At 32.8% G+C, this 26798-nt stretch carries 24 protein-coding genes and 1 pseudogene; 11 read left to right on the forward strand and 14 right to left on the reverse strand.

Features of this window, described 5'->3' with window-relative positions; translation table 11 throughout:
• Positions 1-4 precede the first annotated feature (4 nt).
• The 4 genes from AAFU52_RS12600 to AAFU52_RS12615 form a co-directional block, all read right to left on the reverse strand.
• A complete protein-coding gene (locus AAFU52_RS12600) occupies positions 5-742 on the reverse strand; it encodes an isoprenyl transferase (RefSeq protein WP_024771569.1) in 738 nt (245 codons plus the stop codon).
• 2 nt (positions 743-744) lie between these two features.
• A complete protein-coding gene (locus AAFU52_RS12605) occupies positions 745-1422 on the reverse strand; it encodes a DUF6089 family protein (protein WP_438426597.1) in 678 nt (225 codons plus the stop codon).
• 99 nt (positions 1423-1521) lie between these two features.
• Positions 1522-2406, reverse strand: a complete 885-nt coding sequence (locus tag AAFU52_RS12610) for an NAD kinase (RefSeq protein WP_024771567.1) — start codon at positions 2404-2406, stop codon at positions 1522-1524.
• A 41-nt stretch (positions 2407-2447) separates the two neighbouring features.
• On the reverse strand, positions 2448-3104 hold the full coding sequence (locus tag AAFU52_RS12615; protein ID WP_438426598.1) for a CBS domain-containing protein: 657 nt from the start codon (positions 3102-3104) through the stop codon (positions 2448-2450).
• 100 nt (positions 3105-3204) lie between these two features.
• Between AAFU52_RS12615 and AAFU52_RS12620 the strand changes: the two genes are divergently transcribed.
• The 8 genes from AAFU52_RS12620 to clpX all read left to right on the forward strand — a co-directional run bounded on the left by AAFU52_RS12620 (position 3205) and on the right by clpX (position 11782).
• On the forward strand, positions 3205-3918 hold the full coding sequence (locus AAFU52_RS12620; protein WP_024771565.1) for a pyridoxine 5'-phosphate synthase: 714 nt from the start codon (positions 3205-3207) through the stop codon (positions 3916-3918).
• A 9-nt stretch (positions 3919-3927) separates the two neighbouring features.
• Entirely contained in the window at positions 3928-4695 is a 768-nt protein-coding gene (locus AAFU52_RS12625) for an alpha/beta fold hydrolase (RefSeq protein ID WP_438426599.1), read from the forward strand.
• 281 nt (positions 4696-4976) lie between these two features.
• Positions 4977-6224 carry an OmpP1/FadL family transporter gene (locus AAFU52_RS12630; RefSeq protein ID WP_024771563.1) on the forward strand — a complete coding sequence of 416 codons (1248 nt, stop codon included), beginning with the start codon at positions 4977-4979 and terminating at the stop codon, positions 6222-6224.
• A 5-nt stretch (positions 6225-6229) separates the two neighbouring features.
• Complete coding sequence (locus AAFU52_RS12635) at positions 6230-7822, forward strand: G-D-S-L family lipolytic protein (protein ID WP_438426600.1); 1593 nt, start codon at positions 6230-6232, stop codon at positions 7820-7822.
• An 89-nt stretch (positions 7823-7911) separates the two neighbouring features.
• Positions 7912-8259 (forward strand): phage holin family protein, encoded by a 348-nt coding sequence (locus AAFU52_RS12640; RefSeq protein WP_024771561.1) that lies wholly within the window; start codon positions 7912-7914, stop codon positions 8257-8259.
• Between the two features lie 96 nt (positions 8260-8355).
• Positions 8356-9678, forward strand: a complete 1323-nt coding sequence (tig, locus tag AAFU52_RS12645; protein ID WP_438426601.1) for a trigger factor — start codon at positions 8356-8358, stop codon at positions 9676-9678.
• A gap of 101 nt (positions 9679-9779) precedes the next feature.
• A complete protein-coding gene (clpP, locus tag AAFU52_RS12650; protein ID WP_024771559.1) occupies positions 9780-10454 on the forward strand; it encodes an ATP-dependent Clp endopeptidase proteolytic subunit ClpP in 675 nt (224 codons plus the stop codon).
• A 95-nt stretch (positions 10455-10549) separates the two neighbouring features.
• On the forward strand, positions 10550-11782 hold the full coding sequence (gene clpX / locus AAFU52_RS12655; protein ID WP_438426602.1) for an ATP-dependent Clp protease ATP-binding subunit ClpX: 1233 nt from the start codon (positions 10550-10552) through the stop codon (positions 11780-11782).
• Positions 11783-11877: 95 nt separating this feature from the next.
• On the opposite strand, the gene AAFU52_RS12660 is transcribed toward clpX, so the two are convergent.
• Both AAFU52_RS12660 and AAFU52_RS12665 read right to left on the reverse strand, forming a co-directional pair.
• The gene (locus tag AAFU52_RS12660; RefSeq protein WP_024771557.1) at positions 11878-12216 is read right to left on the reverse strand and encodes a hypothetical protein; all 339 of its coding nucleotides are present in this window, start codon (positions 12214-12216) and stop codon (positions 11878-11880) included.
• Between the two features lie 244 nt (positions 12217-12460).
• Positions 12461-13993: a GH3 auxin-responsive promoter family protein gene (locus tag AAFU52_RS12665; RefSeq protein ID WP_024771556.1), complete on the reverse strand. Its 1533-nt coding sequence runs from the start codon at positions 13991-13993 to the stop codon at positions 12461-12463.
• A gap of 144 nt (positions 13994-14137) precedes the next feature.
• Between AAFU52_RS12665 and AAFU52_RS12670 the strand changes: the two genes are divergently transcribed.
• Entirely contained in the window at positions 14138-14932 is a 795-nt protein-coding gene (locus tag AAFU52_RS12670) for a DUF2797 domain-containing protein (protein WP_024771555.1), read from the forward strand.
• On the opposite strand, the gene AAFU52_RS12675 is transcribed toward AAFU52_RS12670, so the two are convergent.
• The 6 genes from AAFU52_RS12675 to AAFU52_RS12700 all read right to left on the reverse strand — a co-directional run bounded on the left by AAFU52_RS12675 (position 14929) and on the right by AAFU52_RS12700 (position 21255).
• Positions 14929-16359: a pyridoxal phosphate-dependent decarboxylase family protein gene (locus AAFU52_RS12675; protein ID WP_035092644.1), complete on the reverse strand. Its 1431-nt coding sequence runs from the start codon at positions 16357-16359 to the stop codon at positions 14929-14931. The two genes, AAFU52_RS12670 and AAFU52_RS12675, sit on opposite strands and share 4 nt — an antisense overlap.
• Before the next feature lie 137 nt (positions 16360-16496).
• Positions 16497-17135 carry a LysE family transporter gene (locus AAFU52_RS12680; protein WP_024771553.1) on the reverse strand — a complete coding sequence of 213 codons (639 nt, stop codon included), beginning with the start codon at positions 17133-17135 and terminating at the stop codon, positions 16497-16499.
• A 118-nt stretch (positions 17136-17253) separates the two neighbouring features.
• The gene (locus AAFU52_RS12685) at positions 17254-17694 is read right to left on the reverse strand and encodes a hypothetical protein (RefSeq protein ID WP_152538606.1); all 441 of its coding nucleotides are present in this window, start codon (positions 17692-17694) and stop codon (positions 17254-17256) included.
• A 66-nt stretch (positions 17695-17760) separates the two neighbouring features.
• Entirely contained in the window at positions 17761-19020 is a 1260-nt protein-coding gene (locus tag AAFU52_RS12690) for a hypothetical protein (RefSeq protein ID WP_024771551.1), read from the reverse strand.
• A 494-nt stretch (positions 19021-19514) separates the two neighbouring features.
• Complete coding sequence (locus AAFU52_RS12695) at positions 19515-19901, reverse strand: hypothetical protein (protein WP_438426603.1); 387 nt, start codon at positions 19899-19901, stop codon at positions 19515-19517.
• Between the two features lie 85 nt (positions 19902-19986).
• Positions 19987-21255, reverse strand: a complete 1269-nt coding sequence (locus tag AAFU52_RS12700; protein WP_438426604.1) for a hypothetical protein — start codon at positions 21253-21255, stop codon at positions 19987-19989.
• A gap of 731 nt (positions 21256-21986) precedes the next feature.
• Here AAFU52_RS12700 and AAFU52_RS12705 point away from each other — a divergent pair.
• Positions 21987-22832, forward strand: coding sequence for a M12 family metallopeptidase (locus tag AAFU52_RS12705; protein ID WP_024771548.1), 846 nt, complete (start codon positions 21987-21989; stop codon positions 22830-22832).
• Between the two features lie 279 nt (positions 22833-23111).
• A pseudogene (locus tag AAFU52_RS12710) lies at positions 23112-23177 on the forward strand (class I lanthipeptide); the annotation flags it as partial.
• A gap of 98 nt (positions 23178-23275) precedes the next feature.
• On the opposite strand, the gene AAFU52_RS12715 reads toward AAFU52_RS12710, so the two are convergent.
• Positions 23276-25909: an AsmA family protein gene (locus AAFU52_RS12715; RefSeq protein ID WP_438426605.1), complete on the reverse strand. Its 2634-nt coding sequence runs from the start codon at positions 25907-25909 to the stop codon at positions 23276-23278.
• A gap of 79 nt (positions 25910-25988) precedes the next feature.
• The gene (locus tag AAFU52_RS12720; RefSeq protein WP_438426606.1) at positions 25989-26696 is read right to left on the reverse strand and encodes a queuosine precursor transporter; all 708 of its coding nucleotides are present in this window, start codon (positions 26694-26696) and stop codon (positions 25989-25991) included.
• Between the last annotated feature and the right edge of the window lie 102 nt (positions 26697-26798).

A 26798-nucleotide genomic window follows, 5' to 3' on the forward strand; every position in this document is an offset into this window, starting at 1 on the left:
TTCTTTAACTGAGCTGCTCACTAGTTTTTCCAAATCTTCTTTCTCTTTTTTGATAATTGAATATGGCCTCGAATAAATCGGCTTTTTTAAAGTCTGGCCATAAAATTTCTGTAAAATATAATTCTGCATACGCAATTTGCCATAGTAAAAAATTACTGATACGTTGTTCCCCACTGGTACGTATCAATAAGTCCACATCAGGCAGGTCTTTTGTGTACAAATGCTCATTAATGACTGATTCATTTATAAGATGTGGCGAAATTACACCATTTTTAACTTTAATACTTATTTCTTGGATAGTTTTTATAAGCTCTTCTCTGCTTCCATAACTCAGAGCCAGAGTAAGCGTCATATGTGTATTGGATTTGGTCTTTTCGATAACTTCTAAAAGTTCTACTCTCGCTTTTTTGGGAAGCGACTGCAAATTTCCAATAGCATTAAGTTTAATATTATTGTCCTGAAGTGTTTTGATTTCCTTTTTTAATGAACTTACCAAAAGTTTCATTAAGGTATCTACTTCAAGTTTTGGTCTATTCCAGTTTTCTGTAGAAAAAGCATAAAGTGTAAGATACTTAATGCCTATTTCGGCACTGCTTTCTACAGCTTCTTTAACAGCTTTAGTTCCGTTTTCGTGACCAACGGCTCTAAATAGACCTTTCTTTTTGGCCCATCGCCCATTACCATCCATAATAATGGCAACGTGCTGTGGGATATTAGTGTTTAATTGTTTTTTATCAATCATTTTTAGAAAGCACAAAAACACGGTATTCTACCCCAGGTATACGATAGTGTTATACCTGTAAATACATACCAGTCATTGTTATTTAAATTACCAAATCCTGTTCCAAATCTATCATCAGGATTACTGCCATCAAGGTTATCAGTAAACGTGTATCGAGCACCTATTTCTGCGCCAAATACAAAATTTTCACCTAATGTTTTTTTAATCCCTAAAACCATAGGGATTGCGAAACTCCATTTATCGGCATACGCGTCGATTTGATTATTCGCATCAACAGCTAATGCACCATAATTAAATGTGGTGATTCCTGTATATAGATAAGGGGTAAATTGGGATTCTCCGTCGTAAAGATACCAATCCCAGAAATTAAATTCCATTCCTAGCGATATTTCTTTTACAGAATTACTAAAACTTAATCCTCTTTGTTTTCTTCTGTCATCTCCTTTATCATCATTAGCATTGAGTTTGGCATATAAAAATGAAGCTCTAAAAGCATGTCGTTTACTTCGATTCCATTTTCCGATAGCTCCAAAAGCAACATTATTAGGCGAAATATAGTATGTAGATCCTACATCTCCTATATAGTTAGCTCCTCCGGCCATCAAACCTACCTCGTAAGTTTGTGATGCGATTGGTTGTATAAAAAATACAACAATTATAAGTGATGCTAAGTATCTCATAGATTTTCAAAAGTTTGCAAATATAACAATTAACTTTAGTACACAAGAATTTGAGTAAAATAGTATGAATAAAAAACACTTTTTAGCACATTTTATTGTTCAATTGCGTTTATCTTCCCCCCAAAGCATCTTTTTACGCAACGTTTTTAGAAAACTATCATCTTGAAGAACTACCATGTTGATTTTGAAAGGAGCTTTTTTAATAACTACTGTAGCTTCATTTGGTAGTGTATGTATTCTTGAGTCTAAAGAAATCAAATAGGTGTCTTCTCTTCCCGAAACTTGTAATTTGATTTCTTGACTATCTGGTATAACAAGAGGTCTTGCATTAAGATTATGCGGAGCAATAGGAGTGAGTACCATGCTTTCTGCATCAGGCATCATTACTGGGCCACCGCAACTTAATGAATATCCTGTAGAGCCGGTAGGGGTAGAAACAATTAAGCCATCTGCCCAATATGAAGTAAGGAATTCATTGTTAAGACTTGTATGTACAGTAATCATAGAGGTTGTATTTCTTCGACTTACTGCGATCTCATTCATAGCAAAATTTAATACTCCGAATTCTTCAGTTGCTGGTAAAGTTTCTATCGTTACGAGACTTCTTGAAGAAATATAAAATTTTTTGTCAAGGATGAGTGCTATAGTATCTTTAATTTCTTCTTTTTGAATGGTTGCCAAAAAACCTAGTCTTCCAGTATTGATACCCGCAATAGGGATTCCTAAATCTCGAACATAGGTGATCGTTTTGAGAATAGTACCATCCCCTCCGATACTAAAAAAAAGATCATAAGATGTATCTAGTTCCTCAAAAGTGCTAAAATGAGAATATGTTTTATCTATTTCATCATGAAGATTTATCAATTCGAGAAAATTTTTCTCAATTACAACTTCTACACCATTTTTGTCAAGAGTTTCTAATAACTGTTGGATGTAGATTCCCGAATTTTTATGATAGAACTGGCCGTATATACCGATCTTCATTATAATTTGATTTGTGTTAGTATTGGATTAGGTAAACTGTTCTAAATATTAAGGTATTTTGCTAAATATTGGGATCTTTCTTTAAGGTTTGTCAAAAATGTATCATCTTGATGTTTTGAAACAATATTATAGCTATATCTTCTAAATGTTTGTACGATATTGTTAATGTCACTATCACTAATTTTTAATGTTATCTGTGCAACATCATTTTCCATATTAGATATAAATAACCCCAACACTTTGGCATTATTAGATTCTACAATTTGTGAAATTTCACTAAAAGAATAATCCAGAACACCTTTTTCTACTATTAAAATATTACCAGGCTCACTAAGAAACGGGGTTTCATTAAAAAGGTTTATAATATCACCAAGTTCAAAAAAGCCTATATAACTATTGTTGTCATCAAGTACTGGCATAATATTAGAATTATTCTGTGCAAAAGATTCTAGAATATCCAACCAGTTATCATCTTTTCTTACATAAAATCCTTCAAGGGCGTATTGATATGTATCCAAAGTTTTGTCGGTTTCAAAACATCGGATATCTGCTTCAGAGATACATCCTAGATATATATTCTGTTTTATAACTGGAAAATGGGTATAAGTAAGTTCATTGAATAGCAATTGTGCCTCTGTTACTTTGACAGATACATCAAGAGGTTCTATTTCATTAACTATGTATAAATTCGTTTTCATAACTTTTGGGGGCTATATTATGCAAAATAATCAAAAAATATACAATCAAGGCGTTCTCAACTTTGTATTTTTGCTTTTTTAGTAAAAGACATCAAAAACTATGACAAAGTTAAGTGTTAACGTTAATAAAATTGCAACTTTACGTAATTCAAGAGGAGGAAATACTCCGAATTTAATACAAGTAGCTACCGATATCCAGAATTTTGGGGGAGAAGGAATTACAATACATCCAAGACCAGATGAGAGACATATACGATATCAGGACGCATATGATCTGAAGCCAATTGTAAGTACAGAGTATAATATAGAAGGAAACCCAATCCCTAAGTTTATAGAGTTAGTATTGGCTGTTAAACCAACACAGGTTACTTTGGTGCCTGATGCAGTGGATGCTATAACAAGTAATGCGGGCTGGGATACAAAAAAACATGAAGGTTTTTTAAAAGAAGTAATATCTGAGTTTAAACGTAATGATATTAGAACCTCAATATTTGTAGACCCCGTTTCTGAGATAATAGAAGGTGCTGCAATTACGGGAGCAGATAGAATTGAATTGTATACTGAAGAATTTGCTTCAGAATATGCTAAAGGAAACTTGAAAGCGATACAGCCTTACTCGGTTTGTGCTCAACAAGCAATAGACCTTGGGGTTGGAGTAAATGCAGGTCATGACCTCTCTTTAGATAACATCAAATTTTTTAAAGAAAATATCCCTGGACTTCTTGAAGTTTCTATTGGGCATGCTTTAATAAGTGAATCTATATATCTGGGATTAGAAAATGTAGTTAATATGTATTTGCATCGATTAAAATAAATTGTAGATATGAAGTTACATGCAAATGTTTTTGGAGAAGGGCAACCTTTTATAATCCTTCATGGATTTTTAGGGATGGGAGATAATTGGAAAACACTCGGAAAGAAAATCTCTGAACAAGGATTTCAGGTTCATTTGGTAGATCAACGAAACCATGGAAGAAGTCCTCATAGTAATGAGTTTAGTTATGATATACTTGCAGATGATTTAGCAACGTATTGTGAAGAACATCATTTGCAAAACTGTAATGTTTTGGGACACTCCATGGGAGGGAAGACGGTAATGCTTTTTGCATCAAAATATCCTGATTTGATTGATCATCTAATTATAGCCGATATAGGACCAAAATATTATCCATTGCATCATCAGGATATTTTGGATGGATTAAGTGCTTTAGATTTTGAAGTTTTAAAATCCAGAGGAGAAGTGGATCAGGAGTTAAGTGCATATGTGCCTGATGCAGGAGTAAGAATGTTCCTTCTTAAAAATTTGTACTGGATAGATAAAGGGGTGCTCGGATTGCGAATAAATTTAAAAGCATTGATTGAAAATGCTTATGAAATAGGAGTAGAACTTCCGGAACAATATAGTTATTCTGGACGTGCTCTTTTTCTTAGAGGAGAAAGATCTAATTATATTTTGGAAGAAGATGAAGCCAGAATAAAAAAACAATTCCCTAATTCGGTAATCGGGGAAATTTCAAACGCAGGTCACTGGTTACATGCCGAAAACCCGACGAATTTTTTGGAAGAAGTGTTAGAATTCATTAAAAAATAGAGAAAAAATGCTATGTATGCATAATATTTTGATGATTTCGTTGGATAATTGGTATTTTCTATTAAATTTGGAAAATCAAATTTTAATGTAGAACTTATCTAAACTTTTTGTTTACCTACGAATTTTACATTTTGGCCTCTAAATTTTTGTGTCTTTACCATAATATGTCTTGGTGAAGCCCTTAAAAAACCTTTTGTTCTAGATTAACTGCCAAAATTTTTTACTCACAAACAAAAAAGTAGACAAGTTCATTCTAACATAACAAACAATACTAATTAATTATGAGAAAACTTTTATTATTTATTCTGTTCGTCTCGGTAACTTTGGTTACGTATGCAGGCGGATATAGAGTTAGTGTGCAAGGACAAAGAGCGATTGCCATGGGGCATACTGGTGTAGCTGTGGTAAGTAGTGCTGAGTTGGTATTCTTTAATCCTGCGGGTCTTGTGTACTTAGAAAATAAATTAAACGTAAGTGTTGGTGTAAGTGGGATTTTTACAGATGTAATATATCAAAACCAAGGATTAGGTACTTCTTCAGAAACTGATAGTTCTGTGGGTACTCCTCTTAATTTATATGGTTCTTATAAGGTAAATGATTGGATGTCTATTGGTTTGGGAGTATATACTCCTTTTGGTAGTGAAGTAGAATGGCCGACTGATTGGGCAGGTTCTCATTTGGTTAATAATATTGAATTAGCGGCAATCTATATACAGCCAGTAGTATCGTTTAAGATTTCTGATTATTTTAGTATTGGTGGTGGACCTATTTATGTTACGGGTTCTGTGAATTTTAATCGTAATGCCAGTAGAACAACAACCGATTTAGAAGGTAATCGTTCCAATATTACGGTTGATGATTCTGGAGTTACTAATTGGGGATGGAGTATAGGAGCAATGTTTAATCCTACCGAAGATTTTCATATAGGGTTTAACTATCGTAGTGAGATTATTATGGAAGTTGAAGGAGGAGAAGCTACTTTTTCGAATTTCCCAAATTCTCCTGCAGCACCGGCTAATGGAACTACAACTTTTAATGCAGAGCTACCATTACCAGCAGAGCTTACTGTAGGACTTTCATACGAATATGAGAAATGGGTATTTGCATTTGATTATAACAGACAATTCTGGGATGTATATGAATCATTAGATCTTACTTTTGGTAATGGTTCTAATTCAGTAAACCCACGTAATTATAAAAATTCTTCAGTATACCGACTTGGATTGCAGTATCAGGCGACTAATAAAATTACCTTAAGAGCAGGGTATTATCGTGATGAAACTCCAGTGCAACCAGGTTATTTTGCTCCAGAAACGCCTCGTAATGACTCTGATGGATTCACTGGTGGTTTGAGTTTTGCTGTAACACCTAAGCTAGCTATTGATGCTTCATTCTTTTATTTAAGATTTGAAGAGGTGGATGCTTCTTATGATTTTGGTACAAACTCGACTGGTGGTAGAGAATCTTTTGGAGGAACATATAAATCCAGCGCATTTGCTCCTGGACTTGGTTTAACTTATAAAATGTAATAAAGATGATGAGGAAAAATATAAAATACTTAGCAATTCTTGCATTAGGAATAATAGCATGTGAGCCAGAATTTGATAATCCGATTGATGAAGCCGGAACGTATAAAAGTGGAGAAGCTGATTTTAGTACTTATGTGGCATTAGGAAATTCACTTACGGCTGGTTTTGCCGACGGAGCATTATATATAACAGGACAAGAAAATTCATATCCTAATATATTATCCAAGCAATTTGCATTTGCAGGTGGTGGTGATTTTACACAACCATTAATGTCGGATAATACAGGAGGAGCATTACTAGGAGGAACTCAGATTTTAGACAATAGATTTGTGCTAGTTTTTGATGCAGATGGTAAGCCTGTTGGTCCTTCTGTGTATACAGGAGCCGCACCTACTACCGAGATATCTAGTAGTTTAAACGGTTCTTTTAATAATATGGGAGTTCCCGGAGCAAAAAGTTTTCATTTGGCTGCACCAGGATATGGTAATGTAGCTGGGGTAGCAGGTGGTTTGGCAAATCCTTATTATGCAAGATTTGCTTCTTCGGCAACAGCAACAGTAATAGGAGATGCTGTAGCACAGAATCCTACGTTTTTTAGTTTATGGATCGGAAATAATGATATACTTAGCTATGCTACTTCTGGTGGTGTAGGAGCAGATAATAATGAAGTGCCTAATCTTGATCCAACTTCATATGGTTCAAATGATATTACAAATACTACTGTATTTGCAGGTGTATATAGTCAATTAATTGATGCACTTACTGCAAAAGGAGCAAAAGGAGTGTTGTTGAATTTACCAAGTGTAACTTCTATACCATTTTTCACAACTGTTCCTTATGCGCCATTAAGTCCTTTGAATCCTGATTTCGGACCACAAATACCTACTCTTAATGCAACCTATGCAGGATTAAACCTTGCATTTGCAGGTATTGGTGTTCCAGAAAGAGCAATAGAATTTTCTACTACCGGAGCAAGTGCTGTGGTAATTAAAGATGAATCGCTCGAGGATAAAACGGCACAATTGACTGCAGCTTTAACTCCTACATTTGGAGCGTTAAAAGCAGCTCTTTTTGGAGCACAGTACGGTCAGGCAAGACAAGCTACTGCAGATGATTTGTTAGTGCTTACCAGTTCAAGTATTATAGGGAAACTTAATGAAGCCAGATTTGCAGAATTGGTAGGTTTAGGTTTGTCCCAAGAAGATGCAGGACAATTATCGGTTAATGGTGTTAGTTTTCCTTTGGAAGATAAATACGTGTTAATCCCAGCAGAACAGACAGCTATAGAAAATGCTCGTACTGGATTTAATGCTACTATTGCAGGTCTTGCAACAGCAAAAGGGTTGGCGTTCTATGATGCAGCAGCCGATTTGGCGCAAGCTGCAAATGGAGGTATTTCTATTGATGGAGGAGTGATTACATCAGAATTTGTTAGTGGAGGAGGGTTCTCATTAGATGGGGTGCACCCAACGCCAAGAGCTCATGCTTTGATAACAAATGGGACATTGGATGCTATTAAAGCTACTTATGGTTCTACTTTGCCAAGGGTTAATCCTGCGGATTATGGTACTGTTACCTTAAACAATGATGTTAACTAAGAAAATATACTAAACAATGTTTAGATAAAAGCCTGCTGTTTTTTCAGCAGGTTTTTTTTATTGAATAAGATAAAGTTTATATTTGAGGTATGAATTTTTTACTTAAACTTATTTTAAGTGCTTTAGCGGTACTTGTTTTAGCTAAAATCCTCCCGGGAGTAGGAGTCGATAACTATGTTAGTGCATTAATAGTTGCAGTTGTTTTGGCAATTTTAAATACAATTGTAAAGCCTTTACTGGTTATTTTAACGCTACCAGCCACAATACTTACTTTGGGATTGTTTCTTTTAGTTATTAATGCAGCAATTATTTTATTGGCAGATTATTTTATAGCTGGTTTTAGTGTAAATGGATGGTTGTGGGCACTGATCTTTAGTGTCTTGTTATCTGTGTTTCAATCAATACTACATTCTATTTTGAAGAAAGATAAGAATTAATGTAACGCTTACTGTTTTTCAAGGAGTTAAAAGTTTGTTGTGATGTAAAAAAGTATTACTTTTGCAAGCCAATTTTTAGTAGTAAACGTAGAGATAATGAATATTTCAAAAGAGCAATTAGACGAATTAAATGCAGTGGTAACCGTAGATATCGCTAAAGAAGATTATAGTGATAAGGTTGAAAAAATCCTTAGTGATTATCGTAAAAATGCTAACATTCCTGGTTTTAGAAAAGGTCACGTTCCTATGGGGCTTGTTAAAAAACAATATGGAAAAGCAGTTTTGGTAGATGAGGTAAATAAACTGTTACAAGATGCATTAAATAAATATCTTACAGAGGAAAAACTTGATGTATTAGGAAATCCTTTGCCTAAAGAACAGGAAAATTTTGACTGGGATACTGATAATTACTCTTTCGAATTCGAACTTGGATTAGCTCCAAAATTCGAAGTGAACCTTAATGGCAAAAAAGCTATCACTCACTACAAAATTGTAGCAAACGATGAGATGATCGATAATCAGATCAAAACTATCCAAAAGCAATATGGTAAACTTACACCTAAGGATGCTGTAGAGAAAGATGATTTGGTAGCTGGTTCTTTTGCTAATGAAGAAAAAGAAATAGATAATCCATTTACTGTTTCCCTAGATAAAATTAAAGGTAAAAAGAACCTTGATAAATTTATGGGAGCAAAGATAGGTGATGTTATCAAGTTAAAAACAAAAGGATTATTTGCCGATGATCATGATTTGATAAGTGCTTTAAAAATAAATCATGATGAAGCACATGATCTTAATATAGAAGTAACCTTTACAGTTTCAGAAATAAATACTCAGGAGCTTGCAGATTTAGACCAAGAGTTGTTTGATAAGCTATATGGCGCTGGTGTTATAAAATCGGTTACTGATCTGAGAGAAAAAATAAAAGAAGATGCCGAGCGCCAGTTCGAGCAACAATCAGAACAACAACTGCTTAATGCTATTACTGAAAACGTTTTAGAGAATACTACATTTGACCTTCCTAATACGTTTTTACAGAAATGGATTAGAGCAACTGGTGAGCAGCCTTTAACAGAAGATGAAGCAAAGGATGAGTTTGAAAAAAGTGAAAAAGGATTACGTTATCAATTAATCGAAGGTAAAATAATTAGTGATAATAACCTTCAGGTAACTTTTGAAGAATTAAAAGATTTTGCAAAAGATTTGATTAAAGGTCAGATGGCTCAATTTGGGCAAAATTCTCCAGAAGATAAAGAGCTAGAGGATATTGCAGCAAGAATATTATCAAATCAAGAAGAGGTTAAGAGAATCTCTGAGCAATTGATGAGTAAAAAGTTGCTTAATTATTATAAAGAAAATGCAAAGCTAAAGATAAAAGAGGTTAGCTTTGATGAATTCATAAAAGAAGTTTACAAATAATTAATGTTGTAATTTACTAAGGAATTATACTTATATTTAGGGCGTTAAACTATCTTTAGGTTAACGCCCTTTTTATCAATAAAAATTTCAGAAAAAGAAATATGGATTACGGAAAAGAATTCGAAAAATACGCTACAAAGCATCATGGTATTAATAGTAACTATTATGGCCAGATCGTTAGTAGTATGTATCCAAACGGGATGACTCCTAATATCATAGAAGAACGTCAAATGAATATTGCTATTTTTGATGTTTTTTCGAGGTTAATGATGGATCGTATTATATTTTTAGGAACCGGGATTAATGATCAGGTGGCTAATATTGTTCAGGCTCAATTGTTATTTCTCGAAAGTGTAGATTCTTCTAAAGATATTCAGATTTATATTAACTCTCCAGGAGGAAGTGTCTATGCAGGCCTTGGTATTTATGATACAATGCAATTTATCAAGCCAGACGTAGCTACTATATGTACAGGTATGGCTGCATCTATGGGAGCTGTGTTATTATGTGCAGGGCAAAAAGGAAAACGTTCTGGATTACCTCATAGTCGCGTAATGATTCATCAGCCATTAGGTGGTGCCCAAGGACAAGCAAGTGATATAGAAATCACTGCACGTGAGATTTTGATATTAAAAGAAGAATTATATAAAATTATTGCCAAACACTCCGGACAAACCTACGATAAAGTGTATGAGGATAGCGATAGAGATTATTGGATGAAAGCAGATAAAGCTCTGGAGTATGGAATGATTGATGAGATTTTGACTAGAGAATGATGTGATTTTTCTTGTTAATAAGGGGATTTTTCCCTTATACTTGTATGCATATACGAAAACAAGAGAAGTTTTTATGAAAATGAAATTAAATAACTATGGCTAAGGAAGACTTAGAATGCTCTTTTTGCGGAAGAAAGAAGCCCGAAACCAATTTGCTTATTGCAGGGTTAGATGCCCATATTTGCGATAGGTGTATTGTTCAGGCACATGGAATTGTAGTAGAAGAAGCTAAAGATGAAGAAACAGGTGAGCTTAGTAACGAATTAATGTTACGAAAGCCTATGGCTATCAAGAATTTTTTGGATGAATATGTAATAGGACAGGAGTTTACAAAAAAAGTAATGTCTGTTGCAGTATATAATCATTATAAGCGCTTATTGCAACCACAAACAGAAGATGATATTGAGATTCAAAAGAGTAATATCATTATGGTGGGTCAAACGGGTACGGGTAAAACATTAATGGCTAAAACCATTGCTAAAATGCTTAACGTTCCATTGGCTATTGTAGATGCAACTGTACTTACCGAAGCAGGTTATGTGGGTGAAGATGTAGAAAGTATTCTTACACGATTACTTCAGGCTGCAGATTATAATCTTGAAAAAGCACAGCGAGGTATCGTATTCATTGATGAGATTGATAAAATAGCTCGTAAAAGTGATAATCCTAGTATTACCAGAGATGTTTCTGGAGAAGGAGTTCAACAAGCTTTACTTAAGTTGCTAGAAGGTACTGTAGTAAATGTTCCGCCAAAAGGTGGGCGTAAACATCCGGATCAAAAATTTATAGAAGTAGATACCGAAAATATTCTTTTTATTGCAGGTGGTGCCTTTGATGGGATCGAAAAAATGATCCAGAAACGATTAAATATGCAAGCGGTTGGATATAGTGCTTCTAAAAGTGAAGACGCTATTGAGAAAGATAATCTGTTACAGTATATTATTCCAAGAGATTTAAAAGATTTTGGATTGATTCCTGAGATTATTGGTAGGCTTCCTGTACTTTCTTATATGAATCCTCTGGATGAAGAAACCCTTAGGTCTATTTTAACAGTTCCTAAAAATGCTATTATAAAGCAATATAAGAAGTTGTTTGAAATGGATAATATTGGTTTTTCAATTACTGATGGTGCATTAGAGTATATTGTAGAAAAGGCTCTGGAATACAGATTAGGAGCAAGAGGTCTTAGATCACTTTGTGAAGCAATTTTAACAGATGCAATGTTCGAACTGCCAGAAAGCGAAGAAACAGAGTTTAGAGTAACTAAAGATTATGCCGAAAAGAAGCTAAATAAATCTACAATTAAAAAGCTTAAAGCAGTCTCTTAAGTAGAAGAAAAATATAGAAAAACTTTTTATATATAAAAAACACCTTTATAAATTTATAAAGGTGTTTTTTGTTGGTTGATTAGTTGATGATATAATTATTCTGAATATGATATTCGTTCCTTATTATTAGTAATAATATCTTCTGTGTTTTTTAATACAAGATCACTGTTGTTAAGATATATTTCTAAACCATTTTGACGAATTAAAGCTTCGTAAAATGTTGCTTTAGAAATTTCACTGTAACATGTGTCTTCTTCTAATGTGTTTTCTGTTTTTAAAGCCCTAGTTGAAGAAGAAATATCTGTAGTAGTCTCCTTTGAAGTTACAGCAGCCGTTTCATTGGCTGTAGTAATATGATTTTTGGTTTTGATTTCTTGTGCGTTAATTCCTATGGCCAGAAATAATAAAGTAATGCAAGATATCGTAGTTTTCATATTTTGGGGCTTTGATATATTTAATAACTATCTGAGGACAAATTTAATATGAAAATAAGAGCCTAAAAAATGATTTGATATTTTTTAGATCAAACGCTTTTTTTGGACGATGAAATACTGATAATTTTGTTAAAAACGACAATTCTTACATAGTTATTTTACGGTTTAACCGTAATTATTTGCGTTTTTATTTGAGGTTTTCATAGAAAAAAGACTGATTTTGATAGGTTTAACTGTTTCTTAATCAGGGAGAATAAGAACCTACACTATTTAAAGCAATTAATTCTTCAATATAGATTCGCTCATTGGATAACCTTGGGATTTTATGTTGTCCTCCCAGTTTGTCATTCTTTTTCAGCCAATCATAGAATAGGTTTTGTCTTGCAATACGTACATGAAGAATATTAAGAGTTGTATTGTTGTATCTCTTGGCTTCATAATCACTGTTTACCTGTTGCAGGTTTTGATCTAGAATATGAATAAATTCTTTAATGTCTTCGGGATGCTTTTTAAATTCAATGATCCACTCATGTGCGCCTTTTTCTCGTCCTTTCATAAAAATTGGAGCCACGGTGTAATCTACAATCTCACTATTAGTGGTTTTGGTTGTCTTTCTAAGAGCTTCTTCTGCATTTTCGATAATAAGCTCTTCTCCAAAGACATTAATGTGATGCTTGGTTCTTCCTGATACCTTAATTCTATATGGATCTATAGAGGTAAAGCGAATAGTATCTCCAATTTTATAACGCCATAATCCAGCATTAGTCGTAATGATAATAGCATAATTTTTTCCAACTTCTACTTCGCTTAATGGGATCACCTTTTCAGTTTTGGTACCATATGTATTCATAGGTATGAATTCATAAAATATCCCATAATCTAACATTAATAATAACTCAGAAGAATTATTATGATCCTGTATAGCAAAGAAGCCTTCAGAAGCATTATATATTTCATAATATTTAAAAGAGTTTCTAGGTAAAATTTTACTGTATTGATCTTTGTATGGCTCAAAGCTTACCCCACCATGAAAATACACTTCGAGATTATTCCAGATTTCGAAGATATTCTCATTTCCTGTAATTTCCAGCACTTGATTAAGTAAAACCAACATCCACGAAGGAACACCTGCTAAGCTAGTTACATTTTCCTGAATAGTCTCATTAACAATAGCTTTCATTTTATACTCCCAATCACTCATTAATGACACTTCGTTACTAGGAGTAGAGCTAAACTCTGCCCAAAAGGGCATGTTATCAATGATTATTGCGGATAAATCTCCAAAAGAAGTTCCGTTTTCTTTATACAATTCTTTGCTACCTCCTAACCTAAGGCTTTTACCGGTAAAAAGTTTTGATTCCTCATTATTATTAAGATACATACATAAGAGATCTTTACCAGCTGCAAAATGACAATCTTCTAGTGATTCCTCACTAACAGGGATAAATTTACTTTTTGAACTGGTAGTACCGCTAGATTTTGCAAACCACTTGATAGGAGTAGGCCAAAAAATATTGTGTTCTCCCAAACGACTTCTTTCGATTACTGATTCATAATCCTCATAAGATCGTATAGGTACACGTTCTTTAAAAGTTTCATAATTGCTTATGGTTGCAAAATCATAGCTTTTCCCAAATTCTGTATTCTTAGCTGTTTCTAATAGCACATGCAGTAACTCAAGCTGAACCTCATTGGGGTACTTAAGAAAAAGCTCCATTTGATGAAAGCGCTTTTTTAAGAACCAGCTGGCTATAGAATTAACTAATGGGATTGGCATTTTTTAATGTATATTTAGGTAAAAATAAAGTACATCAATTCTGATATAAAATTGGAATACATTATTTTTGTTGTTGTCAATTAGAAACTAAAATAATAAAAATAATCACATTCTTCTTATTAGATTATTATATAACGAAATTTTATGCAATATCAGGGAGTACTAACAAAAATGCAAACAGAAATTAATGACCCTATTCAATATTATCTGGTTTTCGAATCCGATTTTATCCATATGAATCAGTTATTGGATAAAAAAATACGAATAGAATTTGTAAGATATCAATGTCTTGCCTGTGGTGAAAATAAAAAAATATTTAGACAAGGATATTGTTATGATGACTTTTATAACCAACCTCAAGTCGGAGATTGGGTAATGCGCCCAGAATTAAGTACTGCACATTTAGATATTGAAGATAGAGATTTAGAATTTGAGAAAAAGGCACAGCTTCAGCCACATATTGTGTATCTGGCTAATTCTAGTAATGTTAAGGTGGGAGTAACCAGAAAATCCCAGGTACCTACAAGGTGGATAGATCAGGGAGCGCATGAGGCTATAGAAATTGTAGAGGTTCCTAATCGGTATTTGGCTGGTATTACCGAGGTAGCTTTAAAAGAAAAGGTTGCTGATAAAACAAATTGGCGTACCATGCTTAAGAATGAAATAACAGATGAAGACTTGATCTCTTTTAAAGACAAGCTAAAGGATTTTATCCCTGATGAAGTAAAAGAGTATTTTATTGAAAATGGAAAAGAAACTCAACTTCATTTTCCTGTGCTTCAATATCCCAATGCATTAAAAAGCCTTAACCTGACGAAAACACCAGAATATTCTGGTGTGCTAAAAGGAATTAAAGGGCAATATCTTATTTTTGAAGATAATACAGTCTTTAATGTGAGAAATAACGAAGGGTATGTGGTTAGTTTAACAATAGCCTAGCATGTTTCTTTTGCAATTATAGCCAATTCTTCTTTTCCGTAGATTTCACACTGTTGTAACGTACTTTTAATATCATTAATAGTTGTTCTTGGATTTATGAGGCACATTCTAAGTACGATCTGACCTTGTAAAACTGTAGTTACCAGTATTGCCTCTCTGGAATCGACTATTTTTTTAGAAATATTCTGATTGATACGATCTAATTCTTCTTCAGAAAGCTGATGACCAATAGGATGATATCTAAAGTTAATTATGGCTAATGTCGCTGGTGATGTAATTTCCCAATATGTGCTTTTTCGTAAGATATCCTCGGTCTGTTCTGCAAGGTCTATGTTGTATTGTATAGCTTTTCTAAAAGATTCTAGGCCAAATGTCTTCAATGACATATAAAATTTTAATGCACGAAAACGTCGAGTTAATTGAATACCGTGATCATAAAAATTAATTTCAGATTCATTACCTTCTATATCTCTTAAGTATTCTGGTTTCTCACTAAATGTGCCGCTTAACCAGTTATGATCTTTAACCAATAAACAACCCATCTCATAAGGTTGAAAAAACCACTTATGTGGATCTACAGTTAATGAGTCTGCTCTTTCGATACCTTTTAAAAGTTTTTTTCCTTTATCAGCTAAAATTGCCGCACCTCCATAAGCTCCATCGACATGCATCCATAAATTTTCTTCCTCACAGATATTTGCAATTTCATCCATAGGATCTACAGTTCCTGTGTTGGTAGTTCCTGCAGAAGCAATTATGCAAAACGGTTGATATCCTTCAAGACGATCTTTGGCAATTACATTTTTTAATTTGTTTAAAGAAACTTTAAATTCTAGATCAGTAGGGATAAGTCTGATCTGCTCCTTTTTAAAGCCAATTACCTTAATCGCTTTTATATTTGAAGAGTGAGCTTGATCTGATAAGTAGATTATAGCTTTGGAAAAATCTTGACCACATTTTATCCTTCTGGCTGTTACCAATGCAGTAAGATTTGCCATCGAACCGCCACTTGTAAATATCCCCCCTCCCTTTTTTGTTGGAAATCCAAAAATCTTAAGCAACCAGTTCATAACTACTATTTCTAATTCTGCTGCTGCCGGAGATGCTGCCCAACCACCAGAGAATATGTTGAAACCAGTCGCAATAGTATCAGCCATTGCACTTATGTAGTTACTTGGTCCAGGTACAAAAGAGTATGATTTTGGGTGAGATACAATACTACTGTTTGGAATGACTTGATCCATTACAAAATCCAGAACTTCATTTGCAGGAGTGGGGTGATCAGGTAAATCTTCTGTTAATAACGAATCCATTTCTTCTCTTGAAGCAATGGTTACAGGTTTTTTTGAGTTTTGAGTCTCAAAATGGTCTACAATATGATCTATAATCTTATACCCATAACGTTGCATTTCTTCTTTTGGCAACATTAATTTAGAGTTGAAATCGTCTTTATTCACAGCAATATAATTTTATCAGAATTGCCGACAAATATAAAAACACTTAATGGATAATTACTTGTACAAATGGATTAAAAAATGGTATTTTGCTATAGGAGGTTACTTCTTTATTCGGCCAAAAAATTGATGCCCTGGAAAATAGAAATAACCACCAAGACTATGCCTATAATCCTAGAAAGCTTAGCTTTTGAATCTCCTGGTTGTTGTGCAATTTTATTTCCCCATCGACCATAAAAATATAATGTTCCTATTTTCCCTAAGTAGATTCCCAGAAAGAAAAGAAAAAGAGAGGTGAGTGGGTTTTGAACTGTGAGTTTGAAAATATATTTGTTCACCAGTGAAATAGCTAAAACCCAGTAAATAATTACTGGAGGATTTAATATTGCCAAAGAAAAACCGGTAAGGAATTTAGAATTGGATAGCTTTAGCTTGTTAGATTTATGTTTGGGATTTATTTTCTTCTTGAAAAGTAAGAAATACATTCCAATAGAGAAGAAGAGTATAATGAACACGATTTGAATCCATTGATTTTCTTGAAAAAAAATGGATAATTCCATACTGCAGTGCAGCGCAAAAAGGGCTAGTAAAACTTCTCCAATCCCTGCAGCTAGTGCTATGTAGGATGCGTTTTTAATATTCTCTTTTACAGAGGTATGAATAACTGCCAGATTAACAGCTCCAAGAGGAAGTGCACCTATTACTGCTGTAACGGTTCCTAATAAGAGATATAGTACAGATAATGTCATAAAATCTTAGTAGTTATAAATCCGTTAATCTTACAATTAAATAAAAAAATAGAAGCGACAATTGTCGCTTCTAACCCTAAGTAAATATGATAATTTAAACACATTACTAATTTAATTTTTAAAAATTTCCGTTAACTCCTATTCTCATTTTTTTTATGACTTCTTCATAGTAAAGGATTGTCCAGATAATTTTTTCTGTATCAGCATACGGAACCAACTCTTCTATCGTTTCTTTGGTGACTTCTAAGTTTTTTCGTGTAGACTCGTTATTATTTCTGAGGATTTTGAGATGTCGAGAATCTTCCTTAATACCAATATCACTTAGTCTTACACCAGGTTCATTGGTAAGTGATAGAAATGGGAGTATGGTTATGATTTCCTCGACTCGATCTTGATATAACTTTACGAGTTGACCTTTCTTTAGAGCTTGCAGATCACTAATAGTGTGAAATTTATTAGTCTGACTCCTTTGTGTAAAGAATATAGCTTCATTTGCTTGTTGTGCAAGAATTGTACTTGCTGCAAGAAAGAAGATTAAGCTTGTTAATATTTTTGACATAGTGTTTGTGATATACATTTGATTTGGATTGATCTTGTATAGTAAAATCAAGCGCAAGCTATTTTATTATTGCATCACCATATAATTGTTTAATGATTTTTTTAATTGAAATTTAGGCACAATAGAGCTTTTTGGATCACTAAATAAATCATTTACACCGACAAAGCTTTCGGTAAATCTATTGTACTTTAGAATATCTAAGGCTCCGTTAATTGTTGCATTGCCAGTGGTTATACCTTTACCATGAATGTTGAAAAAACTATTATCCATCATAAATGCTTTTTGTATAACAGCTAAAGATGTATATGATTTATCAAACTTAACAACATCAGAGAAACCAGATATTTTAGAATTATGTATATATGTTATTGCCGAATTAGATGTAGAAATAGCTGCAGTTGTATGCTGGTAATTGGTTTTGTCAGACAGATTAACAAGAGTTGCATTTGCAATAGTAACATCTGTTATAGCGTCTGGTTTAATGTATCCAAGTTCTTTATTGTATCCATCTATTTCGATAGCATATGACCCTTGTGGACTGTTAATGTACGGGTGTCTTATAGCAAGAACATTCTTAATTGTTCCTCTAAAACCTTCAGAAATTTGATAATCATCGTCTTGCGCCTTAAGAGAAACCAGATTTTGAATATTATTTTTTCCTCCGTGGATATTATAAGAATCCTGACCAGAATAACTCACCATAATATCTTTTACTATAGAAGAAGTTCCTAGTCCATATAGAGATAATCCATTAGATCCTTTGTTTCCAGAAAATTCGATTCTTACATACCTTAGTATTGTTGTTTCTTCATTTATGTTATTTCCGCCATAAACAGAATACTGAGGGTTGAAATCTCCTTCAAGTATACCGTTACCCGAAACAGTATTCACTTTTCCTGATCCAGCAATAATTATACCTCCCCAATCACCGCTATTTCGGGATTTAGCAGCTTTGCTAGATGTAAAAACAATAGGATAAGCTTTGGATCCTGCTGCAACCAATTTTGACCCTTTAGAAATAATAAGGTTTGCAGGGTTTTCATGATCACACCGTATAATTGTTCCTTCTTGAATAGTTAAAGATGCACCATTCGTTACATATACATCACCAGACATCGAATAAACAATATCATTTCTTAAATAAGTGTGATCCATTATAATATTAGGTAGTTTCTCTTCAGCTTCTGGATAGTCAGTTTTATTTGGTGTAAAATTTGTCCATCCTTTGGTCCATCTGTCATTATTTTCATTAAAATCTTGTGCAATAGCTAGATTAGAAGTTAATAGTAGGATAAAAGCTGTTAATAGAAAACATCTTTTTTTCATAATAGTTTATTTTGGGGTTAAACTTTTTTGGAAGAAATTTCTTTCTCCCGATTTTGGGACTACTAAGATAGAAGAGTTTTAATAAAATTGGTTACGTGTTTACCGTAGACTTTGTACGTTAGTCGTTATTTTAACTTAAATTATGAAAATATTATGAGTAAAATTCCTACATAATGATTTTTCTATCGTGTTGATAGTCAAAAAATTAACTAATGTTTATTGGATTTTTGTAAATATTAAACAATTTTGTTTGGTAAATTCATTTTTTGTTAAAAAAGGGGCATTTCCCCCCATTTTAGGGAACTATTTGTAAGTTGTTTTTCCCTAGAATGTGATATTTAAGAACGGAAAATGACGACATATTACATGTAATAAGTATGATTTGTAAGTAAAAAAGCATTTTGAAAACCTACTTATTTGTAAAAAAATCAGCTTATTATTAACTAATAAGCTGATTTAATTATATGGATAGGGATATGTACTAATATACTTGGTTAAAAATTTCCATTAGCACCTATTCTAACTTTTTTAATTACTTCTTCAAAATATAAAATACCCCAAATAATCTTTTCTGTATCTGCATAGGGGATAAATTCTGAAATTAAGCCTTGGTTACTTTCGATCATGTCTGTAGTCATTGTATGGTGCTTATTAAGTGACTTTAAGTGGTCTGAACTTTCTTTAATACCAATATCAGACAATTTAGTACCAGCCTCATTAGTAAGGGCTAAATAGGGGAGAACGGTTATTATCTCATTAATACGATCTGTATACAATTTAACAAGTTCACCTTTTTTTAGGTCTTCTAATTCATCTATAGTGTGGAATTTTTTGGTTAGTGCCTTTTGCTCAAAAAAAAACATTCTTTCTTGTTTGAGCATAATTAAGGTTCATGATAAAAAATACAAAGAAAGCGGTACTAAATAATTTCATTATTGTGATGATTTTAAGTGCATATATTCAAATTTACTGCATTACAGTATAATTTTCTGAATCCTTTAATGTAAATATTGGTTTTTTTTCATCAAAAGGATCAGTAAATAGATCAGCAGCACTTTTAAAATGATTTGTATACATGTTATATTTTAGCAATTGATCAGTATTTATAGCAGAGTCATATTGTGTGAGAACTGATTTACTATGTACATTAAAAATGCTATTTTCTAATGAGAAATACTTTTGAAGATCTGAATAGGATTTGTATGTTTTATCAAATTTTACAACATTAGCAAAACCAGATATACGCATGTCGGTAAGGTTCAGTTTAGCTAAATTCTTAGACGAAATTGCAGCTGTAGTATGCTGATAATTGTTTTGGTTAGCTAAGTTTACCAGAGTTGCATTTTTGATATGTATGTTTGATAATGCTTCTAGGTCGATGAAACCTTCTTTTTTATCATATCCATCTGCTTCGATAACATAAGAACCACTAATATCACTAATATAGGGATGTCTAATTGCAAGGATATTGTTTAATTCACCAGTATAACCTAAGGTAAAATCATAATCATCATCTTTTGCTTTATAAGAGATTAGGTTAGACATGTTCACATTACCTCCAAAACATTCGAAAGAATCATCAGCCGAGTAACTAATCATGACGTTGTTTATGATGGAACCATTTCCTAAAGCATAAAGTGATAATCCATTTAGTTCCTTGGATTGATTAATTTTTTTTCCTGCATATTCAATTCGAACATAAGACATCATAGTTGTTAATTCATTTTCCTGTGTTCCTCCATATGAAGAATATTGAGGTAGAAAATTTCCTTCTATCATTTTGGATACAGCAGGAGAATTAATTGTGCCGGATCCGGCAATTATAATACCACCCCAATCTCCGGCTTTTCTGGATTTTTGGGCTTTATTTGATGTAAATACAATTGGAAACCCTTTTGAACCTCTTGCAATTAATTTAGAACCTTTGGTTATTACTAAGCTAGCAGCATTTTCGACATCGCATCTGATTATGGTTCCTTCTTGTATCGTTAAAGTGGAATTATTAATTACATAGACATTTCCCGACATTAGGTAAGTTACATCATTTTTTAAATAAGAGTTACTATCAATAATATTAGGAAGTATTTCATCTGGTTCTGGGTACTCTCTTTGATTAGGTTCAAAATTTGTCCACCCTTTAATCCATTGCATTTGATTGTCATTAATTTCTGCTTGCGAGAATGATAAAAAGGAAAGGGAACAAAAAAGAATTATGGGGATACTCTTCAATTTCATAACTATGGGGGATTTAGTTTTACAGTAAAATTATAACTATATGTATACTTATATTGTAGGTATAAGATTACTAAATTGTTAACGTATCTTTAACAGGCGTATTGCATCCAAGATTATGTTTTTATCAGTGAAACTCTATTTTGAAAAGTTTCGTAGCAATGTATTCAAAATATACCATTGCACTACATTTTTCAGTGTAACCCTAGGGATGCTATGCTAAGACTAAGAAAATGTGTCATATTTTATGGTACTTTCAAATCTCATAACGAAGTTCTAATGTATAATTCGGGTTAAAGGGAAACTTGTCGTGAACCCGTTACAAGGTTGTCCTAATTTTTTGATTATTCAAAGAATCAGGACAATATAGTGTCAATAGTATTATAGTTTTACAAAAATGCCAGAAAGGGAGGAAGATAAGTTTTCCTTCGGGTCTGTTGGGTAAATAAGGTAGTAGGGGGGAGGTTTTTTATTCACTCTAGTATCTGTTGCTTTATAATAAAAATCTATTACATCTTTGAAATATCGCGAATACTACCGTTTCCCTATACTTTTCAATTTTACCATAATGATGCTATACAGAAATTAAAAAAACATCAGTATTTATGGTATTTCAACCTGTTTCATGTAATAGAAAACTATTTAAAAATCAATGAATTACATTAATGAATTGAATCCTATTGAATAATCCGGGTTTAAATAATTTTTTAAAACAAACTTAATTTCACACAATCATGAACACAAAAAAAATCAGGTCATTTAAAACTCTCGCACTGAGCACAGTTTTACTTTTCGCTTCTTGTCAAAAAGAGAGCGTAGAAGAAAGTGTAACCGAAGACGTAACAACATCTAATAGAAAATTGATTGAAAAGTATTTTGATGGAGATTTAGTTACTGTCAAAGACATGGGTAACGGAGAATACCTTTACCATGATGATATCATTCTTTCTGAAGAACACGTATCAGACACTCCTCAAATTGTGGATCAAAAATTAACATTACTAGATCCTGTTAGAAAATGGCCAAACAACACTGTTGTTTTTGCCCTAAGTAGTAACTTAAGTCTTAAGTTACGTATTAATATACTATCGGCGATGAAAAGATGGAGTAGGAAAACTAATATAAAGTTTAAAAAAAGAACCAATGAGTTGTTCGGTTATGTAACTTTCACACAATCTTCGGATGTATGTTCAACTTGCGGTGCGGCATCTATTGGGTTCAATTTAGGTGGAGGAGTTGTAAAATTAGGTCATAATGTCGGTGCCAACCTTGTTACTCATGAAATAGGTCATACGCTTGGTTTTCTTCATGAACAAGCAAGACAAGAAAGAGACAACTATATTGTTATAAAATGGGAAAATATCAAGAGTGGTAAAGAAGATCAATTTGAGTTTAAGAATTCAAGAAGATTAACTAGGGCATTTGACATCAATAGTATAATGATGTATCATCAATATGCTTTTTCTAAAAATGGTAAACCAACAATTACGTTACTTAATGGTGAAGGCTATACAGGAGCTCAGGAAACTATATCTCCGTTAGACATTATAGGTACTAATGCAGCATATCCTAAGAGGTAATTTTAAATTTTGATGGAGTCTCCTATACATATATAAATCTGTGATGTAAAAACCAATTGAATCATCGTGTCCAATAAAAAATTATTTTTGAGTACAAGAGGGTGCTTGAGAAATCAGGTATTCTCTTTTTATATAGTGATTTCTATTGTACCAGTTATCGTAATAGTTACTAGTCCTAATGTTTGTAATCTTCACATGAGTATCTAGTAGCATTCAGAATAGTTATCCAATTATCACTACTTTAAGAATACTCTTAATTCAAAATTTTTAAATCATGAAAAAAAGCTAGTTTTAAACAAGAATACAATTTCTGCACTAAATGACAAGCAGCTGCTTAATATCTGAGTAGGGGGATGCAATAGAGGGAGACTTCACTTCATTTGGTGATAAATGTGGGAAGAAAAAAACTTGTTGTACACCTACACTCTTCTCTATTATATTTATCAATTCTTTGTTTTTGTAGAGTCTTTTTTCTTTTTCTTGCCTAAAAAACCTCCTAAAATATTTTTTGCAGTATTTTTTAATGTTTCTTCAGTATTATTTGAATTCGTTTTAGAAGAATCAGTTTGTTTTTTAGAATTTCCTAATAGATCTGTTAATACTTTTCCGCCCTTACCGATAAGTTCTCCTTTCACTTTTTCTTTCTGTTTATCTACAATTTGTTGTGTGAGTTGTTTTATAGCTAGGTCTGTGTTTAAGTTAATCTTTGGGTTTTTAAAATTACCAGAGAGTCCAATTGGTAGCCCAACAGTCATATTATTGGCTTCTTTTTGATCAAGTTGCGAGATCAAATTTCCAACCTCACTACCTAGATATTTGGCAGGTACATCTAGTTTGATATTATAATTCATGTTTTGTTCAAAACTATGATTTCCACCAGCAGTAACTTTTATTCCCTGGACATCAAACTCAAATGGTTTTACATTAATTTTTCCATCATCAAAACTCAGGTTAGTTTTAATGTCTTTTAGATTTAATTGATCAATTTCTACAAAATTAAGCTGGTTATCTAAGGTAGATAAGAATGGAGTCTTAGTTGTAGAAACTTGTGCATTAAGAATTTCAGCAAGTGCTTTACCTTTTAATGAGGTTAAAACAGGAATAAGATTTTCATTGAGATTACCATTAAGGTTGATTTTTGTTGTAAGGTTACCAGTAAGTGCTTTTGCTATGGGAGCTAGACCTTTTATTAATTCTAAATTATTAAAAGATTTTACGATATCGATTTTACTTAAATCGAGAGCCATATCAAAAGTAGGAACTTTAGACTTAGTAGATACGTTACCATTAAGAGCCATTCCTCCATCAAAAATATTAGAAGTTACGTTTTCTAAATAGGCAGTTTCATCTTTTATCTTTACTGTTCCTTTTGTATTTTGTAATTCTAAGTTATCGTAGAAAACTTTTTTGGTATCAAAGTTTAGTGTAGCATCCAGAAAAGAGGGAATTCTCATGGTCTCATCTTCTGTTGTGCTTGCGACCTCTTCTTCGGCTTCGACCTCTTGTTCACTCACCATAAAATCATCTACAGCAAACACATTAGAGTTAACATCAAAATTTCCTTTTAGGTCTTGCTTAGCAAATAAAAAGCCCATAAGATTTTGTATAGTACCTGTAGCTGCAAGATCTGATCTTCCGGTGGTAGCCTGCATCTTATCTAATGAAATGGTTTCTGGTGTAAAACTTACATTGGCGTTTTCAATTTTTATTTCATTAGGCGTATCAGAAGAAGCATATGTAAATTGAGAGATACTGGCAGTACCTGAGCTTTTTACATTCTGATATTGTTCCTTTTCTAAAGATTGCATGTCAAAATTAGTTTTGACATCTGCATTAACAATTCCATTTATTTTTTCTTCCAATTGTAACGGATATGCCTGATTTAGATTAGCCAGGTTTAATGTGCCTTTCAGCATCATATCTACGATCATGTTTTTAGTTAGATTTCGCAGACTACCTTTGGCAGCAAAAGAATCCTGATCTATTTTGAAAGTTAGATTGTCAATATTTATGTACGTATCGTCCACCAACCCGGTTTCATTCTTGATCTGAGTATCAATATTTATGCTTTTAACGCCTTTAGGCAAGTCAGGGTATTTAAAAGAAGCATTACTTGAAGCGATCTTGATATCCATTTTTGGAATATAAGTGTCGTCAGATTTTCCTTTAATAACTCCATTAATAGAAAAGTCTCCACTAGTTTGTATTCCATCCAGGTTTTTGACATAAGTTTCGGGGATAACAGCCAGGAAATTCTTAAAATCAGACGAAGGGGTTTTAAAACTAAGATCTACATCAGTATATTTTTCGAATAACTGAACATAACCAGCAAATTCAAGAGGTAATCTGTTGATCTGGGCCTTGTTTTCTTTAAAAGAATAACGTTGATTCTCAAGATCTAATTCTATTTGAGCATCAAGTTGTAATTTATTTTTATTTAGATACTTAGTGCCATCGAGATTTAATGAGGCTTCAGTATTTGTTTTGGTATCCAAAATTATTTTCTCACCAGAGATCGACCCATCACCGCTATGATTAAGATCTGTCATCGCCAATATGGTTTTGCTTATATCATCTTTAAATAGAATTTTACTATCGTTTATTTCATAATGATCTAAAGCAAAGGTAAAAGCACCACTTTCTTCTTCCGGTTGAGTTTCTGCAACATCTTCCTGTTTTTTAACGATATCAACATTAGAGTTCCCTAATGAATCAGTTTTGATTGCAATATTGGCTTCATCGATTACTATTTTTTGAACACTAATAGGTTCTGAAGCATTTTTAAACAACTCTTTAATAGACATATCCAATGCAATTTTTTTAGAATATGCAAGGGTATCTCCTTCAAAAGGCGCATAATTAATGATCGAAAGTTCATCGATAACCACAGATGCTTGAGGAAAGCTCCTGATAAGACTGATGTCCAAATTTGCAAAATCTACTTTTGCATGTACATGCTCATTCACCAGGTAACGTACTTTATCCTGGATAGTTCCCTTAAATAAAAAAGGAATTGAGATGACACCTATGATAAGTAATAGTAAAAAAATACCAAGAATTTTGAGGACTTTTTTCATGATAAAAATAGCTTTGAGATAAAGTAACGATTTACAAAGATACGATGTTACTTTTTTTAAGTTAACTATTTGTTAGATTTTAAATTTCCAGAGCTAATTCACCGCCTTGTTTTAGCTTAAATCGTTTTCTTATGACATATACACATAGGTACAAAATGGGAGTATCTAGCGCAGCAACCAATATTTTAAACAAAAAACCATTAAGTAATAATATCCCAAAACGATCCCAATCGATAATCCCAGCAGAGCATAGTAATAAAAGAACTGTTAGCGTATCTATAAACTGGGAAGAAAAAGTAGAGAAGTTATTTCGCAACCAAAGGTGTTTTCCTTTGGTAATGCGTTTCCAAAAATGAAAAATCTGGATGTCGATATATTGTGCAAAAAGATACGCCATCATTGATGCAAATACGGCAATTACTGTGGCGCCAAAAACCTGATTAAATATTTTATCATCTATAGGGGACCATGACGTAGCAGGAACCGAAGATGAAGCATATACAATGAGTAATGAGAAAAAAGATGCAAAAATACCAGCAGTAACAATTTGATTAGCTTTTCTCTTACCATATACTTCACTAATAATATCTGTGATCAAAAAAGTAATAGGGTACGGTAGGATACCCACAGAAATTTCAAAAGTGTATACTCCGAAAAAATCCCAAGAAAAGAATTTTTGAAAAATAAGGTTAGATACAACCAAAGATGAAATAAAAAGCGCACCAAGTATCAGGTATATTCTATAAGCAGTACGTTTATTTTTTAAGTTTAGAAGAGTTTCGCTCAAAATAAAATAATAGTTAATAATAGTTCGCTCAAAAATAAGGCGAAGTGATTTTGTTTTGTTTAATTTGTCCTAAAAATAAGGAGTTCTGATCAGAATATAAAA

Origin of the sequence: Aquimarina macrocephali (genome assembly GCF_051627225.1) — a bacterium.
Lineage (GTDB): Bacteria > Bacteroidota > Bacteroidia > Flavobacteriales > Flavobacteriaceae > Aquimarina > Aquimarina macrocephali.

Coding starts and splice junctions, on each gene's coding strand:
- AAFU52_RS12625 (WP_438426599.1), top strand. CDS start 3,928: ATGAAGTTACATGCAAATGTTTTTGGAGAAGGGCAACCTTTTATAATC.
- AAFU52_RS12690 (WP_024771551.1), bottom strand. CDS start 19,020: ATGAAAAAAAGATGTTTTCTATTAACAGCTTTTATCCTACTATTAACT.
- AAFU52_RS12600 (WP_024771569.1), bottom strand. CDS start 742: ATGATTGATAAAAAACAATTAAACACTAATATCCCACAGCACGTTGCC.
- AAFU52_RS12620 (WP_024771565.1), top strand. CDS start 3,205: ATGACAAAGTTAAGTGTTAACGTTAATAAAATTGCAACTTTACGTAAT.
- AAFU52_RS12705 (WP_024771548.1), top strand. CDS start 21,987: ATGAACACAAAAAAAATCAGGTCATTTAAAACTCTCGCACTGAGCACA.
- AAFU52_RS12715 (WP_438426605.1), bottom strand. CDS start 25,909: ATGAAAAAAGTCCTCAAAATTCTTGGTATTTTTTTACTATTACTTATC.
- AAFU52_RS12685 (WP_152538606.1), bottom strand. CDS start 17,694: ATGTCAAAAATATTAACAAGCTTAATCTTCTTTCTTGCAGCAAGTACA.
- clpP (WP_024771559.1), top strand. CDS start 9,780: ATGGATTACGGAAAAGAATTCGAAAAATACGCTACAAAGCATCATGGT.
- AAFU52_RS12660 (WP_024771557.1), bottom strand. CDS start 12,216: ATGAAAACTACGATATCTTGCATTACTTTATTATTTCTGGCCATAGGA.
- AAFU52_RS12605 (WP_438426597.1), bottom strand. CDS start 1,422: ATGAGATACTTAGCATCACTTATAATTGTTGTATTTTTTATACAACCA.
- AAFU52_RS12675 (WP_035092644.1), bottom strand. CDS start 16,359: ATGTTGCCAAAAGAAGAAATGCAACGTTATGGGTATAAGATTATAGAT.
- AAFU52_RS12680 (WP_024771553.1), bottom strand. CDS start 17,135: ATGACATTATCTGTACTATATCTCTTATTAGGAACCGTTACAGCAGTA.
- AAFU52_RS12695 (WP_438426603.1), bottom strand. CDS start 19,901: ATGCTCAAACAAGAAAGAATGTTTTTTTTTGAGCAAAAGGCACTAACC.
- AAFU52_RS12640 (WP_024771561.1), top strand. CDS start 7,912: ATGAATTTTTTACTTAAACTTATTTTAAGTGCTTTAGCGGTACTTGTT.
- clpX (WP_438426602.1), top strand. CDS start 10,550: ATGGCTAAGGAAGACTTAGAATGCTCTTTTTGCGGAAGAAAGAAGCCC.
- AAFU52_RS12700 (WP_438426604.1), bottom strand. CDS start 21,255: ATGAAATTGAAGAGTATCCCCATAATTCTTTTTTGTTCCCTTTCCTTT.
- AAFU52_RS12670 (WP_024771555.1), top strand. CDS start 14,138: ATGCAATATCAGGGAGTACTAACAAAAATGCAAACAGAAATTAATGAC.
- tig (WP_438426601.1), top strand. CDS start 8,356: ATGAATATTTCAAAAGAGCAATTAGACGAATTAAATGCAGTGGTAACC.
- AAFU52_RS12610 (WP_024771567.1), bottom strand. CDS start 2,406: ATGAAGATCGGTATATACGGCCAGTTCTATCATAAAAATTCGGGAATC.
- AAFU52_RS12635 (WP_438426600.1), top strand. CDS start 6,230: ATGATGAGGAAAAATATAAAATACTTAGCAATTCTTGCATTAGGAATA.
- AAFU52_RS12615 (WP_438426598.1), bottom strand. CDS start 3,104: ATGAAAACGAATTTATACATAGTTAATGAAATAGAACCTCTTGATGTA.
- AAFU52_RS12665 (WP_024771556.1), bottom strand. CDS start 13,993: ATGCCAATCCCATTAGTTAATTCTATAGCCAGCTGGTTCTTAAAAAAG.
- AAFU52_RS12630 (WP_024771563.1), top strand. CDS start 4,977: ATGAGAAAACTTTTATTATTTATTCTGTTCGTCTCGGTAACTTTGGTT.